Annotated in this window: 13 protein-coding genes; 6 read left to right on the top strand and 7 right to left on the bottom strand. The window is 67.8% G+C overall.

Going from position 1 to position 13,842, the window contains the following annotated elements:
• Positions 1–364 precede the first annotated feature (364 nt).
• Both JHW41_RS15285 and JHW41_RS15280 read right to left on the bottom strand, forming a co-directional pair.
• Complete coding sequence (locus JHW41_RS15285) at positions 365–661, bottom strand: hypothetical protein (protein WP_250443121.1); 297 nt, start codon at positions 659–661, stop codon at positions 365–367.
• Positions 662–851: 190 nt separating this feature from the next.
• On the bottom strand, positions 852–1,202 hold the full coding sequence (locus JHW41_RS15280) for a helix-turn-helix domain-containing protein (protein ID WP_250443118.1): 351 nt from the start codon (positions 1,200–1,202) through the stop codon (positions 852–854).
• A 17-nt stretch (positions 1,203–1,219) separates the two neighbouring features.
• Here JHW41_RS15280 and JHW41_RS15275 point away from each other — a divergent pair, with 17 nt between their 5' ends.
• The gene (locus JHW41_RS15275) at positions 1,220–1,540 is read left to right on the top strand and encodes a hypothetical protein (RefSeq protein WP_250443115.1); all 321 of its coding nucleotides are present in this window, start codon (positions 1,220–1,222) and stop codon (positions 1,538–1,540) included.
• 94 nt (positions 1,541–1,634) lie between these two features.
• Here the strand turns inward: JHW41_RS15275 and JHW41_RS15270 are convergent, their stop codons facing one another.
• Positions 1,635–3,137 (bottom strand): S8 family serine peptidase, encoded by a 1,503-nt coding sequence (locus JHW41_RS15270; RefSeq protein ID WP_250443113.1) that lies wholly within the window; start codon positions 3,135–3,137, stop codon positions 1,635–1,637.
• Positions 3,138–3,506: 369 nt separating this feature from the next.
• Positions 3,507–4,067, bottom strand: coding sequence for a DUF3885 domain-containing protein (locus JHW41_RS15265; protein ID WP_250443110.1), 561 nt, complete (start codon positions 4,065–4,067; stop codon positions 3,507–3,509).
• Positions 4,068–4,235: 168 nt separating this feature from the next.
• On the opposite strand from JHW41_RS15265, the gene JHW41_RS15260 reads away from it, so the two are divergent.
• The 3 genes from JHW41_RS15260 to JHW41_RS15250 all read left to right on the top strand — a co-directional run bounded on the left by JHW41_RS15260 (position 4,236) and on the right by JHW41_RS15250 (position 8,808).
• Positions 4,236–6,263: a M13 family metallopeptidase gene (locus JHW41_RS15260; RefSeq protein ID WP_250443108.1), complete on the top strand. Its 2,028-nt coding sequence runs from the start codon at positions 4,236–4,238 to the stop codon at positions 6,261–6,263.
• A 228-nt stretch (positions 6,264–6,491) separates the two neighbouring features.
• Positions 6,492–8,183 (top strand): DUF262 domain-containing protein, encoded by a 1,692-nt coding sequence (locus tag JHW41_RS15255; RefSeq protein WP_250443105.1) that lies wholly within the window; start codon positions 6,492–6,494, stop codon positions 8,181–8,183.
• Positions 8,184–8,586: 403 nt separating this feature from the next.
• Positions 8,587–8,808: a hypothetical protein gene (locus tag JHW41_RS15250; protein WP_250443102.1), complete on the top strand. Its 222-nt coding sequence runs from the start codon at positions 8,587–8,589 to the stop codon at positions 8,806–8,808.
• A gap of 89 nt (positions 8,809–8,897) precedes the next feature.
• On the opposite strand, the gene JHW41_RS15245 is transcribed toward JHW41_RS15250, so the two are convergent.
• Together JHW41_RS15245 and JHW41_RS15240 are read right to left on the bottom strand one after the other, a co-directional pair.
• Positions 8,898–10,073 (bottom strand): XVIPCD domain-containing protein, encoded by a 1,176-nt coding sequence (locus JHW41_RS15245; protein ID WP_250443099.1) that lies wholly within the window; start codon positions 10,071–10,073, stop codon positions 8,898–8,900.
• 8 nt (positions 10,074–10,081) lie between these two features.
• The gene (locus tag JHW41_RS15240) at positions 10,082–10,621 is read right to left on the bottom strand and encodes a hypothetical protein (RefSeq protein WP_250443097.1); all 540 of its coding nucleotides are present in this window, start codon (positions 10,619–10,621) and stop codon (positions 10,082–10,084) included.
• 227 nt (positions 10,622–10,848) lie between these two features.
• On the opposite strand from JHW41_RS15240, the gene JHW41_RS15235 reads away from it, so the two are divergent.
• Positions 10,849–11,094: a hypothetical protein gene (locus JHW41_RS15235; RefSeq protein ID WP_078997005.1), complete on the top strand. Its 246-nt coding sequence runs from the start codon at positions 10,849–10,851 to the stop codon at positions 11,092–11,094.
• Positions 11,095–11,190: 96 nt separating this feature from the next.
• On the opposite strand, the gene JHW41_RS15230 is transcribed toward JHW41_RS15235, so the two are convergent.
• A complete protein-coding gene (locus JHW41_RS15230) occupies positions 11,191–12,033 on the bottom strand; it encodes a class I SAM-dependent methyltransferase (RefSeq protein WP_250443095.1) in 843 nt (280 codons plus the stop codon).
• A 303-nt stretch (positions 12,034–12,336) separates the two neighbouring features.
• Between JHW41_RS15230 and JHW41_RS15225 the strand changes: the two genes are divergently transcribed.
• Complete coding sequence (locus tag JHW41_RS15225) at positions 12,337–13,731, top strand: trypsin-like peptidase domain-containing protein (RefSeq protein ID WP_250443093.1); 1,395 nt, start codon at positions 12,337–12,339, stop codon at positions 13,729–13,731.
• Positions 13,732–13,842 lie beyond the last annotated feature (111 nt).

Genomic DNA, 13,842 nt, shown 5'->3' with positions numbered 1-13,842 from the left:
GGCCTGGTTGAGGTCTTTGGCTCGCGCTTGCATTCGGTGCGCGAAGTCGTGCCGCACTGTTTAGAACGGCACCCGGACAAAGCGCCCCTACCCATGAATTGAGACGTTTTCGTGGATTTTGGATATCCGCGAAATGGCAGGTGTGCACATGAAAAGAATGAACATCAAGCGCGAAAAGTGATGCGCATCGGGAGTCCTTCGACGCGTTGCTGCGAGGTCGCGTTGTGGGCTTAGCGCAAGCTGAAGCCGTGGGAAAAAACGTGATGCCTGCAATGCGCACGGGCGCCGCAGGTAGTGAAACGCAAAGGCCCGCCGATGTCCCGGCGGGCCTGTTTGCGCAGTCTGGCGGATGCGGCGCGCGTGCTTAGATCTTGACCTGGATCGTCTGCGTCCAGACCACGCCGACCGGGGCGCTCTGGTTGTTGTAGGTGTAGTCCTTGCCGCCGACGTTGACGCTGAACGCCGCCGGGCCGCCCCAGTTGATGCCGATCAGGGTCAGGTCGTAGCTGCCGGCCGGCAGGATCGAGTTGAGCTTCACCTGGTAGGCCACCGGATCGAAGTAGCCGGAGGTGATGTGGCAGATCTCCGAGGTGCCGGCGCCGGTGGTGGCGATGACGTACAGCTCGTTGTCGCACTTGGTGATGTTGACCGAGGTGGTCATGGGCTTCCTTTGTATGGGCGTGGTGACGGGACGATGCGGCGGCCGCGGTGCGCGGCCGTTACTCGCGTTGCGCGCGGCGGCGGTGTGGCTGGCCGCGCTGCATCGGCAGTATTCGCATCGTCCGCGCTGTGCGTGGGCTCAGTTCGGGCTCAGCGGGGTATCAGTTCGCGGACGCGTCGCGTGCGCGCGCTCACGACGCGGCGCGAAGCAGGCGCGCCACCGGCACGCCGAAGCAGCGGGCCAGTTCGTGGGCGATGCGGAAGCGCACCGCGCGGCCGGATTCGGCGCGTTTTATCGTAGCGATGGAGACGCGGATGTTGCGGCGCCAGCAATCGTCGGCAAGATCTTGCTGACTCAGCAAACGGTCTTGCCGTAGCCGTCGCAGTTCGGCGACGTCGAGCACGACCTGGCCGCGCGCCGCGGGGGCGGGCGCAGGCGCGGCGCCGGGCGTTTCGTCGTCCTCGGCCGTCGCGACGGTGTCGGCGATGGCGATGCTGCACTCGGAACTGCGGCTGCGGTCGGGCTCGATCGGCGATTCCATGACGGGCGATCCTCGGAGTGGATATTGCGCTGGGCACCGCAATCGCTAACGCGATTGCACCGCCGATCCGGCCGCGTTGCGGCGGATCGCGGTGCAAGGGCGGCGATGCGGCGACCGGCCCGGCGCGGCTGCGCGGCGCCGCTCGCAAACCCACCGATGCGAAGGCGAAGCCGGATGCGAAGACGGCCGCGCGATCCGCGCAGCGCGGCAGCGACAGGTTGCGCGGATGCGCGCCGATGCGCAGCGCGCGGCGGATTCGCCGGAAGGATCGTGCGCGGGCCGATGCGGTGAAGCGGCGGTGGTCCGCCGGGCAGGGCCGCGCGCGGCAAGGTCAATGACGGTGAGCGACCGTGATCGCTCGGCGCGGGGGCGGCTGCGACCGGGCCCGCGCGAACCGCGGGCGAAGGAATCGCTCCTTCGCCCGCGGACGAATCACAGCGTGCCCAACTGCGCGATCGCCGCGCGCAGGTTCGGCAGCGGACCGATGTTGCCGCCGCCGCCGGCCTGCGGCGTGCCGGTGTTCTTGAGCAGGTCGCGCATCTGCCGCGGGGTCAGGGTGATGCCGCGCTGCTTGGCGATGCCCGACAGCGCGACCACCGCCGCGGCGACGATCGGCGAGGCGCTGGAGGTGCCGGAGAAGGTCTTGGTGTAGTAGGCGTTGACGCCGCCGTTGTAGAGGTTGCCGTAGCCGGTGGTGGTGACGCAGCGGCCCCAGGCCTGGACGTTGACGCGCGAGCCGTAGCTGGAGAACGGTTGCTTGGCGCGCTCGGCGACGCTGTCGCTGCACCAGATGATCGAACGCGGCCCGCCGGCGCCGACGATGATCGCGCCGGAGTCGGCGCGGCCGCCGGGGAACGGCGAGCCGAAGCAGGCGGTGTTGTCGAGGTTCATGTTGCCGTTGCCGCCGGCCTGGACCACGTGGATGCCCTTGTTGGTCGCTGTGATGATGGCGGCATGCACCGACGGAATCCATTCGGTCGGCACGTAGCCGTTGCACGCGCTCGGGCCGGCGGCCTGCTGCTCGATCAGGATCACATCGCCCGCGCGCAGCGCGTTGGCGGCGGTGAGGATGGCGTTGGCCGGGTCGTAGCCGCGCTCGGTGTTCATCGCGTTGGTGACGTGCGCGCTGGCGCCGTCGACCAGGCCGGTGACGCCGATGCCGTTGTTGTCGGCTACCAGTTGGCCCATCACCGCGGTGCCGTGGTTGTTGTCGTTGAACGGATCGCTGGGCGTGCCGTTGTTGATGCGCGCGCCGGCCAGGCGCAGCTTGGACAGGTCTTCGTGGTTGGTGTTCCAGCTGTATTCGACATCGAGCACGCGGATGCCGGCGCCGTTGCCGCCGGCCACGGTGCGGGCGTAATCGCTGTCGATGCCGCTCTGCGCCGCCGGCAGCTTGTAGGTCTGGAAGTCGTGGTACGCGGGCGAGGCCGGCGGTGCGACCGGCAGCGGCGCGGCGTAGGCGGTTTCGACGATGCTCATGGCGTTGAGTTCGTCGATGACGCGGGCGATGTCCTGGCCGGGCTTGACCCGCAGGCGGAACCATTGGCTCAGGTCGGGTTGCGAGTCCGCGGTCTGCGCGCTCTTGGCCAGCGCTTGCAGCGTGGCGGCGTCGGCGCGGAACAGCGGCTCCAGCGCGGCGACCGGGCCGGCGCCGCCGGTGAGGCCTTCCAGCGCGGCCAGGCGGCCGAACTTGGCCGAGCTCAGGCGGCTGCCGTGCAGGCTGACGCGGCTGTCGTCGACGAATTTGACTTCGATGAATTCGCGCGAGTCGTAGCGGCCGAGCTGGGTCTTGATCGGCTTGGGCAGCAGCACCTGCGGCGCGGTCGGGTTCGACGGCGAGGCGGCCGCGGCGACGGCGGGGATCGCGGCGAGCGCCAGGCACGGCAGCAGGGCGCGGAGCAGGAGCGTGGGACGGGAGTGGGCGATGGAACGCATGAGAGGGTCCTGGGAAGGGAAGTGGCGTCCTGCGAAGCGGCGCGCTGAACGGGCTTCGCGGCGATGGGAGCGATGGGGCCGGCGCAACGGCCCGGGCCGAGAGTAGGCAGGCGCCGGCGGGCCCGGATGGCGGCCCATCACGGTTTCGCCGATGCGTGCGGCGGCGGTGTTTTTGTTGCGGAAACCTGGATCGCGCACACGCCTTGGCTGCGCCGTCGCTGCCTCGGCGCGTTCGCCGGCGCGGGGAAACATGGCAAGGTGGGTGGCTTTCCGGCGTCGGCGCTCGCGCTTTCGCGGCTCACGTCGGCCGCTGCCGGGCCTGAGTGCGCGAAGTGCGTCAGCCGAAGCCCGCGGCCGACGCCGCGGCGGTCACAAGCCGTCGGGCCTGCGCGACAGCCACGCGGCGAAGCGCGTCTTCATCCGCGCGGCCTGTTCGGGCGAGGCGAGAAAGTGATCGGCGCCGCCGTCGTAGGGCGCGAACGCGCCGCCGCCGGCGGGATCGAAGAACAGCGTGGAACCGGTGCCTTGCTCGGCGATGCCGGCCAGCAGCGGATCGAACGCGCCGCTGCGCCAGCGCACGGGCGCGGCGAACACCTGGATTGCGTCGTCGCCGCGGCCGTGGCCGAGCACGTGCACGGGCCGCGCTGCGCGCAGTTGCACGGCTTCGTCGTCGCGCAAGCGGGTGTCCGCGCCGAAGCGGGCGACGAACAGCAGGCAGTCGCGGTCCTCGCCAAGGACGTGCGCGGCGGTGGCGTTGTAGCGTTGCAGTGCTTGCGCCAGTTGCTGCGGCGTATCCGGATAGCGCTGGGCGTCGGCCAGGCTGTGGGTGCGCACCCAGCGCTCGGGCAGGGCGCGGCGGCAGAGGAAGCCCACCGGCGGGACGTCCGGGTAGGCGCGTTGCCAGCGTTCGAGGAGGTCGACGGGCGTCATGCCGGTGCCGCGCTCGTGTTGCGGCGGCGCTCGCCGTCGGTCGCGGGATTCTCGACAGCGCCCGGCGCAGCGTCAACCGCGTGGCGGGCAGGACTTATGGGACGGGACCGGCACCGGGCCGTGGCTATAGTGGCCGCACCATCCACGCCGCTGCATGAGGGAAGTGCCGTGTCCAAGTCCCGCCTGCCGTTCCTCGCTTTGTTCGTCCTGTCGGCCGCGACCACCGCCACCGCCGGCGGCTTGCACGGCATCCAGCCCGGCGATCTCAACCGCCAGGGCAATGCCTGCAACGATTTCTTCGACTACGCCAACGGCGCCTGGCGCCAGCAGAACCCGATTCCGGATTACATGGACCGCTGGAGCCGGCGCTGGCAGGCCGGCGAGCTCAACAAGGAGCGGGTGCGCGACATCCTGGGCGAACTGTCGGCGCGGCAGGACTGGGCCAAGGGCAGCGCCGGGCAGCTGGCCGGCGATTTCTACGCCGCATGCATGGACGAGTCGCGGGTGAACGCGCTCGGCGCCAAGCCGGTGCGGCCGTGGCTGGACGAGATCGGTGCGCTCAAGGATCGCGCGGGCGTCCAGCGCGAGATCGGCAAGCTGCACGATGCCGGCATCGCCGCGCCGTTCGCGCTGTCGGCCGGCGAAGACCTGCGCGAGCCGTCCAAGACCATCGCCCATATCTACGCCAGCGGGCTGGGCATGCCCGACCGCGACTACTACCTCAAGCCCGAGCCGCGCTTCGTCGAGGCGCGCGCCAAGTACCTCGCGCACGTGGCGAAGATGTTCGAACTGGCCGGCACGCCGGCCGAACAGGCCCAGCGCGACGCGCAGACCGTGTTCGACTTCGAGAAGCGCCTGGCCGAGGCCTCGCTCGACAACGTGCAACTGCGCGACCCCAAGCTGCAGGACAACCCGACCCCGTTCGCCGGCCTGGCCAAGCTCGCGCCGGGCTTCGACTGGGGCCGCTATTTCGACGCCGCGCAGCTGCCGCGCGATGCGGTCAACGTGACCCAGCCCAAGTTCCTGCGCCAGTTCGAGAAAGAACTGGCGACCGCGCCGGTGGCGCAGTGGAAGGCCTATCTGCAATGGCACGTGCTCAACGCCGCCGCCGATTCGCTGTCGCAGCCGTTCGTGGAGGAGAACTTCGCCTTCAACGGCAAGTTCCTCACCGGCGCGACCGAGATGAAGCCGCGCTGGAAGCGCTGCGCCGAGCTCACCGACGCCCAGCTCGGCGAAGCGCTGGGGCAGAAATACGTGGAGAAATACTTCCCGCCCGAAGCCAAGGCGCGCATGCAGGAGATGGTCAAGAACATCCTCGCGGCGATGGACGACACCATCCGCGAGCTGGACTGGATGGACGCGGCGACCAAGCAAAAGGCGCTGGAGAAGCGCTCCACCTTCGTCGCCAAGCTCGGCTATCCGGACAAGTTCAAGGATTACCAGGGCGTGGCGGTGTCGCGCGAGTCGGCCTGGGCCAATCTGGTGGCGACTTCGCGCTGGAACGTCGCCGACAACCGCGGCCAGGTCGGCAAACCGACCGACCGCAGCCGTTGGGGCATGACCCCGCCGACTTCGAACGCCTACTACAACCCGCTGCAGAACGAGATCGTGTTCCCGGCCGGCATCCTGCAGCCGCCGGCGTTCGACGTGAACGCGACCGACGCGGTCAACTACGGCGCCATCGGCGTGATCATCGGCCATGAGATCAGCCACGGCTTCGACGACCAGGGCGCGCAGTTCGACGCCCAGGGCCGCCTGGCGAACTGGTGGACGCCGGCCGACGGCAAGCAGTTCGCGGCCAAGGGCCAGTGCGTGGTCGACCAGTTCGAGGGCTATTTCATCGAGCCGGGCGTGCACCATAACGGCAAGCTGGTGCTGGGCGAATCCATCGGCGATCTGGCCGGCGCCAAGATCGCGTACCGCGCCTATCTGAAGTCGCGCGAGGGCAAGGGGCCGGAGCCGACCCTGGACGGCTTCACCCCGGAGCAGCAGTTCTTCATCGCCTGGGGCCAGTTCCGCGGCGACGAGACCCGGCTGGAGACCCAGCGCACGATGATCCAGGGCGACCCGCATCCGATCGCCAAGTACCGCGTCAACGGCCCGCTGTCGAACCTGCCGGCGTTCCAGCAGGCGTTCCAGTGCAAGGCCGGCGATGCGATGGTGCGGGCGGAGGAGCAGCGCTGCGAGGTGTGGTGAGCCGAGCGGATTCGTGGTCCGGCGCTTGGGCCGGCCGGGCCCCGCTTCGGAGGGGCCGCGCGAGAGCGGCCGATGCGCGGAATCTCTCGTATGATGCCGGCGGGGATTTCGTGAGTTTGTTCTTGTGGGCGGCGCGCCGACGAATGCCATCGTCGGTCGCGCTTGAGCCCGCGCGCGTCCCCCGAATGGCCTGGTTTTAGGCCGGCTCTAGTGAAACCAAGGACGACGATGAAGATCACTCCGAACGCACTCAGTCTCAATCAGCTTTTCAGCTCGATGAACGAGCAGTTCGTCATTCCTGCGTACCAGCGGCGTTATTCGTGGCGCGAACGCCAGATCGACGAACTCATCGAAGACATCTACCTGACCGAAAACGTCGATACGCATTTGCTGGGCAGCATCGTGTGCCTGACCGGGCAGCATACGGCGGGGGTGAATCAGCTCGAACTGGTGGACGGACAACAGCGCCTGACCACGATCACGATCCTGCTGGAATGCATCAGGCAGCGGGTGCAGCAAGAAGACGATGCCGACCTTGTGGCGGAACTGTCGCGCATGCTGACCGCGAAGGCGTTGGGCAAGGAGCCGATGCGCAAGGTGCAGCTGGACTCGCTGGATGCGGAGGAGTTCGAGCGGCTGCTGAAGGCCGCGGGGGCTGCGGAGGACGAGGGCTTTCGCAACAGGCAGTTGGTCAACGCATTCAAGTTCGTTCGTGGCTGGTTGGCGACGTTGACCGCCGACGAGGTCGCGGGCTTTCTGTACAAGCTGCAGAACCAGGCGCTGATCATTCGTCTGGACGTGGGCGAGGCTAAGGATGCGTTCAAGCTGTTCGAAACGATCAACAACCGCGGGCTGAAGCTGAGCCCGACCGACATCATCAAGAACTTCGTGCTCGGCAATGCGGCGAGATTCGGCGCGGCCGAGCTCCAGGAGGCGCGCGGCAGCTGGGCCAAGTTGGTGTCGCATCTGGACGGCGCGGATTCGGACGCGTTCTTTCGCTATTTCCTGATCGTGCAGTTGAAGCAGAGAGTGACCAAATCCGAGGTGGTCGGCGAGTTCAAATGGTTGTTCATGAATGAAGTGTTCGAGGCGGAAAAGCTGCCGGACCGGCATTTGTATTCCGACGACGAAGACGAGGACTCCGACGAAGGCGGTGCGGCCGCGAACGCCGACGGCAAGAGCGAGATCATCGAGCGCGAACACGCGGCCAGCATCAGTTTCAGCGACTTCTTGCTGCGCCTGGTCGGTTGCGCCAAGGCCTATGGCGAGATCGTGCGGACGCATACGGGCGACAAGCGCATCGACCGCCATCTGCGCAACCTGAAGATGATCAAGGCCGCCCAGACCCACGGATTGTTGATGCATTTGCGGGTGGGCGGAATCGATGCGAAGCGCTTCGTGGAGGTGCTCAAGCTTACCGAGAGCTTCGTGCTGCGCCGGCACGTGTACAAGGAGCGCGCCAACGAAACCGAGGCGCTGTTCGCCAAGTTGTGCTCGATCGATCCGAAGGATCCCCTGGGCGATATCCGCGAAGCCTATCGCGACGCATGCCCGGCCGACGACCGGTTTCGCGACGACTTCGCCGCGGCCACGTACACGTCCAACATCATCGATCGGGCGCGCTATTGCCTGGAGCGTATCGAGATGGACAGGCACGGCCAGCACGAGGAAATGCATGTGTTGGGGGCCGATGCGGTCGAGGTCGAGCACATCATTCCGCAGAAGATATCCAGCAAGAGCGCGAAGAAGGAATTCGGCGACTGGGTCGAGTATCTGGGCGAGCGGGCGGAGGCGAAGCATCCGAAGTACGTCTCCCGCATCGGAAACCTGACGATTTTCGCCGGCGTTTTGAACATCACCGCGTCGAACAATCCGTTCATCAAAAGCGGGCGGCGTACAAGGCTTCGTCCATCAAGCTGACCCAGGAACTGGGCGCCATGAGTTCGTTCAAGTTCTCCCATGTGGAAGCGCGTTCGGCGGAGTTGGCCAAGATCGCGGTGAAACTGTGGCCTGTGCCGTAGTGGTCCGGGCGGGTCGGGGATAAAGGCCGGCCCGTTCCCGGGGTGTTCCCGCGGCCGATCAGAGCGCGAGCAGCAGCGCGGTCGCGATCGGACGTGTTCCAGGCCGGGCGAAAACGCGAACGCGTCGGTCGCGCAAGCCGCTCCCGTCCCCGTTAAAGTTCGCAGGATGGGTGATTGCAGGCACGACGTTCGCCTTTTGTGAACGCTGCAGGCGACTCGGTTGGACCGCACCTTAACTGCGCAGACCGCAACGTGGGATATCCGACGCGCACCGCGCCGGCCCGCTACGGGAGGACCCAGCGATGGGCACGCACTCCGACGACCGCAAGGACGACCGCACGAGCGCGGCTTCGCCGCAGAACGGCAAGCCGCCGCACGGCCAGGGGCATCAGCCCTTGCCCGGGGAAGATCCGCCGAAAGGCGAGGGCGTGAAGCGCAAGCACGTGCAGAACGCGGATCTGCCGCCGGGCGTGGGGCATCAGCCGCTGCCGGGCGAGGATCCGCCGGGCGAGGGGAAGGATTGAAGCGGGCAGACAGGCCGGGATGATCGCCGTGGGTGCGTTTGGGAGGATCAGGCATCGCGCCGGTTGCCCGGATCTCGTCGTTTCAAACTTCAGCGCGCCGCCGTTGCTTGCGCAGGTTGCTCGGTAGTGCGCGCAGGCGCCTGCTGCGACTGTGCCTGTTCGGCCACGATATGCCCCTGCGCCGCGGCCAACTTAAGGTCCGATTGCGCGACCGGGGTCTGCATGGCATCGGCGACGTCGACCACGGCCCGCTTGTGCGATGGGTCGTCGAGGCGGCCTTCGACGGCGAACAGGTTCTGGCCGTCCTTGCTCAGCACCACGTGATCGATGCGGTTCAAAGCGTTGGATGCGTATGAGTAGTTTTGCGCGGTGGGATAGCGGTCGCGGCTGTCCTTGCACTCGGCAAGCAGCGCGTGGCCGAGCCGGTCCAGGCTCGCTTCATCGATGGGCCGGCCCGCGGCCTGCAGCGCCTTGCGGCTGCCGTCCTTGATCTGCTCCAGCATCGTGCGGTCTGCGGCATCCGGAGGGTGCGCCGGTGGCGAGTCGGGCCGGGTTTGCCTAGCGGCGGGCTCGGCTAGTTCGGGGCGCTGGCGGATCAACTGCTGGTAATCGCGCAGATAGGCGTCGCGGTGGGTGACGGCGCCGTTGCGGTCGAGGTCCGGCGGCGGGTTGCCTAAAGAGAATCGCGTATCCGGCACGCGGGCGGCGATGCGCGCAACGATCGCCTCCTCGCTTTGCTCGCCCGAGCGCCACTGCTTGTACATCGGCGCCAGTTCGATGCCGTTGAGGTAGCCGATGGAGTTGAACGGGAAATCTTTCTCGAACGCGGGATCGTTCTCCAGGTCCTTGAAGATCGGGAAAGCGGTGAAGATGGCCCGCGCTTCCAACTGTGCGCGATAGCCGACGTAGTCGTCGGCGGAGCCGCCTTTGAACAGCACGTTGCCGGTGTTGTAGCGATCGTGGCCGATCTCGTGGGCGAGGGTGCCGAAGAGGTGGCGTTGGGCGTATTCGGAGGCCCCGGGTTCCCTCAAACCATTCCACTGCGATTCGTCGACGACGATCGCTGGAGTCGTGGACGGCCTGTAGTACGGAAGGCCGGCGTTGTCGACTGGTTCGAATTTACCCCTGCGTTCGAAGAACTCGACGAAGGCCGTCGTGGCGTTCGGAGAAGCGGCTACCCAGTCCTGTATTCGTTGCGGCATCAACTGGAACTGGGAGTGGTCTGTCAATGACCCAGAGCGATTCTGTCCTTGGCCCGGGCTCATGTGATTCCTTAATCGGCGGGGTAGATATGCACCGCAGTGACGCAGCGATAGGTTACCGGGGTGGTGTTTATCCGCACGAACATGCCGTTGACGGTGACGTCGTATATCTGTCCGCGATCGACGCCGTGCGCGTCTTGGTAGACCGGGTCGAGTTCCGCACCCAGGATGCCGGCAGCCCAGGTCGGGGACACGCAAGTGGTTTCGGCGACGCCTATATCGATCTGTTTCGCTGAATGGCTGATCGAGGCGAAGCTCAGGGTCCGGTTATCGGATAACCGTCGCGGTCCCTTGCCGTACCGGCTGTTCGCCGGCAGGGGTTTGAGGTCGAACACTGCGGCGAGCCCCGCTGCGATCTGGTCCCAACCCTTCTCGCCTTGTTTCGCCCAATGCAGGATTTTTTCGAAAGTCGGTGGACGCGATGGCTGCGCAGGAAGCGCGGCGCTGGAGGACGTGGGGTCGTTCGGCTTGACGGCATGGGAGGCGCTGCAGGCCTGAAGCGCCATCGCCAAGCCCAGAACGAGTACGCGAGGTGACGGACGAAGTTTCAATCGGACGGCTCCCGTGCTCACGTCGTGGCCATGCTAGCAGACGGGTCGGGCGGCAATGGTGGCGCGGAATGATCGCGGGTATATCGACCTCAGTTGAGCGCCTATGTTGTGCCAACGAGTTTGATATGCGACTCGCGCTTGCGCTTTATGCTTTGCTCACCCGGTTTTCACGGCCGGCGCCTGCGGGTGAAGGTCGAATGCCCGGGCGATCAAACCAGGAGAGCGTTATGAAGTTCAAGTTCCATGCCGTCGCCCTGACCCTGTTGCTTCCCATCGCCGCCACCGCCGCCACCATCACCGTCAGCGGCCACGGCCAAAGCTACGATCCCGGCATCGCGATGGCGGACGCGCGCGCCGATGCGGCGAGCAAGTGCGCGGCGCAAGGCGGGACGCCGGTGAAGGAGGTCTACAGCCATGTCACCCGCGCCAATCTGTGGCTGGCCGATTCGATCTGGAGTTGCGAAGTGCCGTGAGCGGCCCTCGGGCCGGCGACGCAGCGGTTCGCTGACGACGCGCAGACGCTTGGCGTCGCTGTCTCGCAGGCAGCGGCGCCGTCCGTGCGCGTGCGGTCAGCGCTTCACGGCGAGCACGCCATCCAGCGCCAGCTCCGCCTTGAACCCGGACTTCTCCAGCCGCTTGGCGACTTCGCGCGGTACGTCGCGGCCGGTGGTCAGTTTGTTCGGGCTGCCGGTGTAGTGGAACAGCCGGCCGCCGCGGCGCAGCACGCGCGCGAGTTGGTCGTAGAAGGCCTGCGAGTACAACTCGCCGGCGATGCCGAAGCGCGGCGGGTCGTGCAGCAGGGCGTCGAATCCGGCCGCGGGCAGGGCGGCGATCGCTTGCGATACGTCGGCTTGGGTCAGTTGCAGGCGTCCGCCGCTGTCGGCCGCGTCCGGATCGGGCGACCACGGGTTGAGGGTGCGCAGCCACAGCACGCTGGCGTTCTTCTCGAACGATTCGATGCGCGCGGCGCCGGCTTCGAGGCAGCAGGCGGCGAAATAGCCCAGGCCGCCGCAGGTGTCGAGCACGGTCTTGCCGCGCGCTTCGATCAGCCCGACCTTGCGGCGGGCGTCGTCGATCGGCGAGGTCTTGGCGGTCGGCAGCATCTTGATGCCGTCGATTTCGAACGTCGGCGCGCCCCATTGCGTCGGCACCAACTTGATCAGCGAGCCGGCGAAGCGCGAGACCGCGGCGTAGTCCTCGCCGTCCCAGTAGTAGACGGTGCGGTCCTTGAGCGCGTCCGGGTAGCGGTAGCGCTGGCCGCGCCACTCCCAGCCGTCGGCCGCCAACCGCGCTTCGCCCTGGCTGCGGCCCAGGTCGAGCGAACCGCTCCAACTCGCCAGGCCGGCGTCGCGCGCGGCGCGCAGGGCCTCGGCGTCGGGACGGGTGAGCAAGGGGCCTGAGTAATGCGGCACGGGGCGGGTCCGGGGCGGGGGAGGCGGAAGCATAAAGGGGATGAGGGTGCATGGGGCGCGCGTCGCGGCTCGCCGCGCCGGTGCGGGCGATGAGCGCGAGCGCGCACTGCGTCGCTTCGCGGTTGCGATGGGTTTTGCGATTTCATGCATCTGAACCGTTTCGGCCCGCGCGCCGCGGCGCGCGGGGTAGGGAGTCGCCGGAGCGGACGCGTTTGCGTTTGTGTCCCGCGCATTTCGCACGTTCCCCCGGACCGGCGCCGGGACGCCCGGCCCGCCCACCCGCCTCCAGGAAGACGCTCACTCATGATCCGCAAGAATCTGCTTTCGCTGGCCCTGCTCGCCGGTCTGTCGGGTTTGGCCTTCGCCGCGGCCGCCGATGAAATGGGCGCCGAGCCGGTCACCGCCGCGCCGCTGGCCAAGGCCTTCGGCGCCGTCGATTTCGCCACCTCCGGCAAGGCCGGCACGGTGCGCAGCGTCGATCTCGGCTTGCCGAGCCAGGCCAGCGTCACCGCGCTGGGCCAGTTGCGCATCGAGCAAGGCCGCCACGGCCAGCCGCTGCAGGTCGGCCTGGCCCGCAACGTCGGCCGCAGCCGCATCGACCTGGGCGGCTTGAACTGGGAAACCCTTCCCGACGGTTCGCGCGGCGCGCGCTTCAGCCTGACCTCGACCCACGCGGTGGCGCTGCGCGCCGGCCTGCAACTGCGCGCGACCGGCAAGGCCGATGCGGGCGCGGTGACGCTGCGCTTCGCCGGCAACGACGGCCGGGTGTTCGCCGAGGACGGCCGCGCCTTCGCCCAGGCCGGCACCGGCTGGTCGCCGGTCGTGGCCGGCGACACCCTCACCGTGGAAATCGTGCTGGCGCCGGGCCAGCGCGCGGACGACTTCAGCCTCAAGGTGCCGCAGCTCTCGCACCTGGACGTGGATCCGGCCGCCAGCTCGCGCGACCTGGCCAAGGCCACCGGCGTCGGCGCCAGCCAGGCCTGCGAACAGGACATCGTCTGCCGGGTCAATCCGTCGGCCGGCTTCCTCGCCGCGAGCAAGGCGGTGGCGCGCATGGTCTACACCAGCGGCGGCAGCTCCTATCTGTGCAGCGGCACCTTGCTCAACAACAGCAACTCGCCCAAGCGCCAGCTGTTCTGGACCGCCGCGCACTGCATCAGCACCCAGGCCGAGGCCGACAGCCTGCAGACCTACTGGTTCTTCGACGCCACCGCCTGCAACAACGACACCGCCAGCGCTTCGGCGGTGACCCTGTCCGGCGGCGCCTACCTGCGCCACGCCAACACCACTCGCGATACCGCGCTGCTGGAGCTCAAGAGCGCGCCGCCGGCCGGCGCCTACTACGCCGCCTGGAACAGCGCCGCGCTGACCGCGACCGGGGCGTCGATCGAGGGCATCCACCATCCGGCCGGCGACCTCAAGAAGTACTCGCTGGGTTCGGTCACCAGCCTGTCGACCTCGCTCGACGGCCGCAGCCCGCTGACCCAGGTCAAGTGGAGCGCCGGCGTCACCGAAGGCGGTTCGTCGGGCTCGGGTCTGTTCACCGTCGCCGGCAACGGCGATTACCAGTTGCGCGGCGGTCTGTACGGCGGTTACTCGGCGTGCAAGAAGAAGGGCCAGCTGGGACCGAACCAACCCGATGCGTATTCGCGCCTCGACGGCGTGTGGTCGAGCGTGTCCTCGTACTTCTCGCCGTAAGGTCCGCGGCGCGATCCAACCCTGCGTGAAGTTGCGCCGCGCGTCCCGGACGGTACGCGCGGCGCTTTTTTTCGTGCTCGCGGGTGGCGCTTGGCGTCGTCGTCGTTGGCA

This window comes from Lysobacter enzymogenes, from assembly GCF_023617245.1.
Taxonomy (GTDB): domain Bacteria; phylum Pseudomonadota; class Gammaproteobacteria; order Xanthomonadales; family Xanthomonadaceae; genus Lysobacter; species Lysobacter yananisis.
The sequence above is the reverse complement of the archived record's forward strand: the minus strand, read 5'-3'. Positions and strand labels throughout refer to the sequence as shown.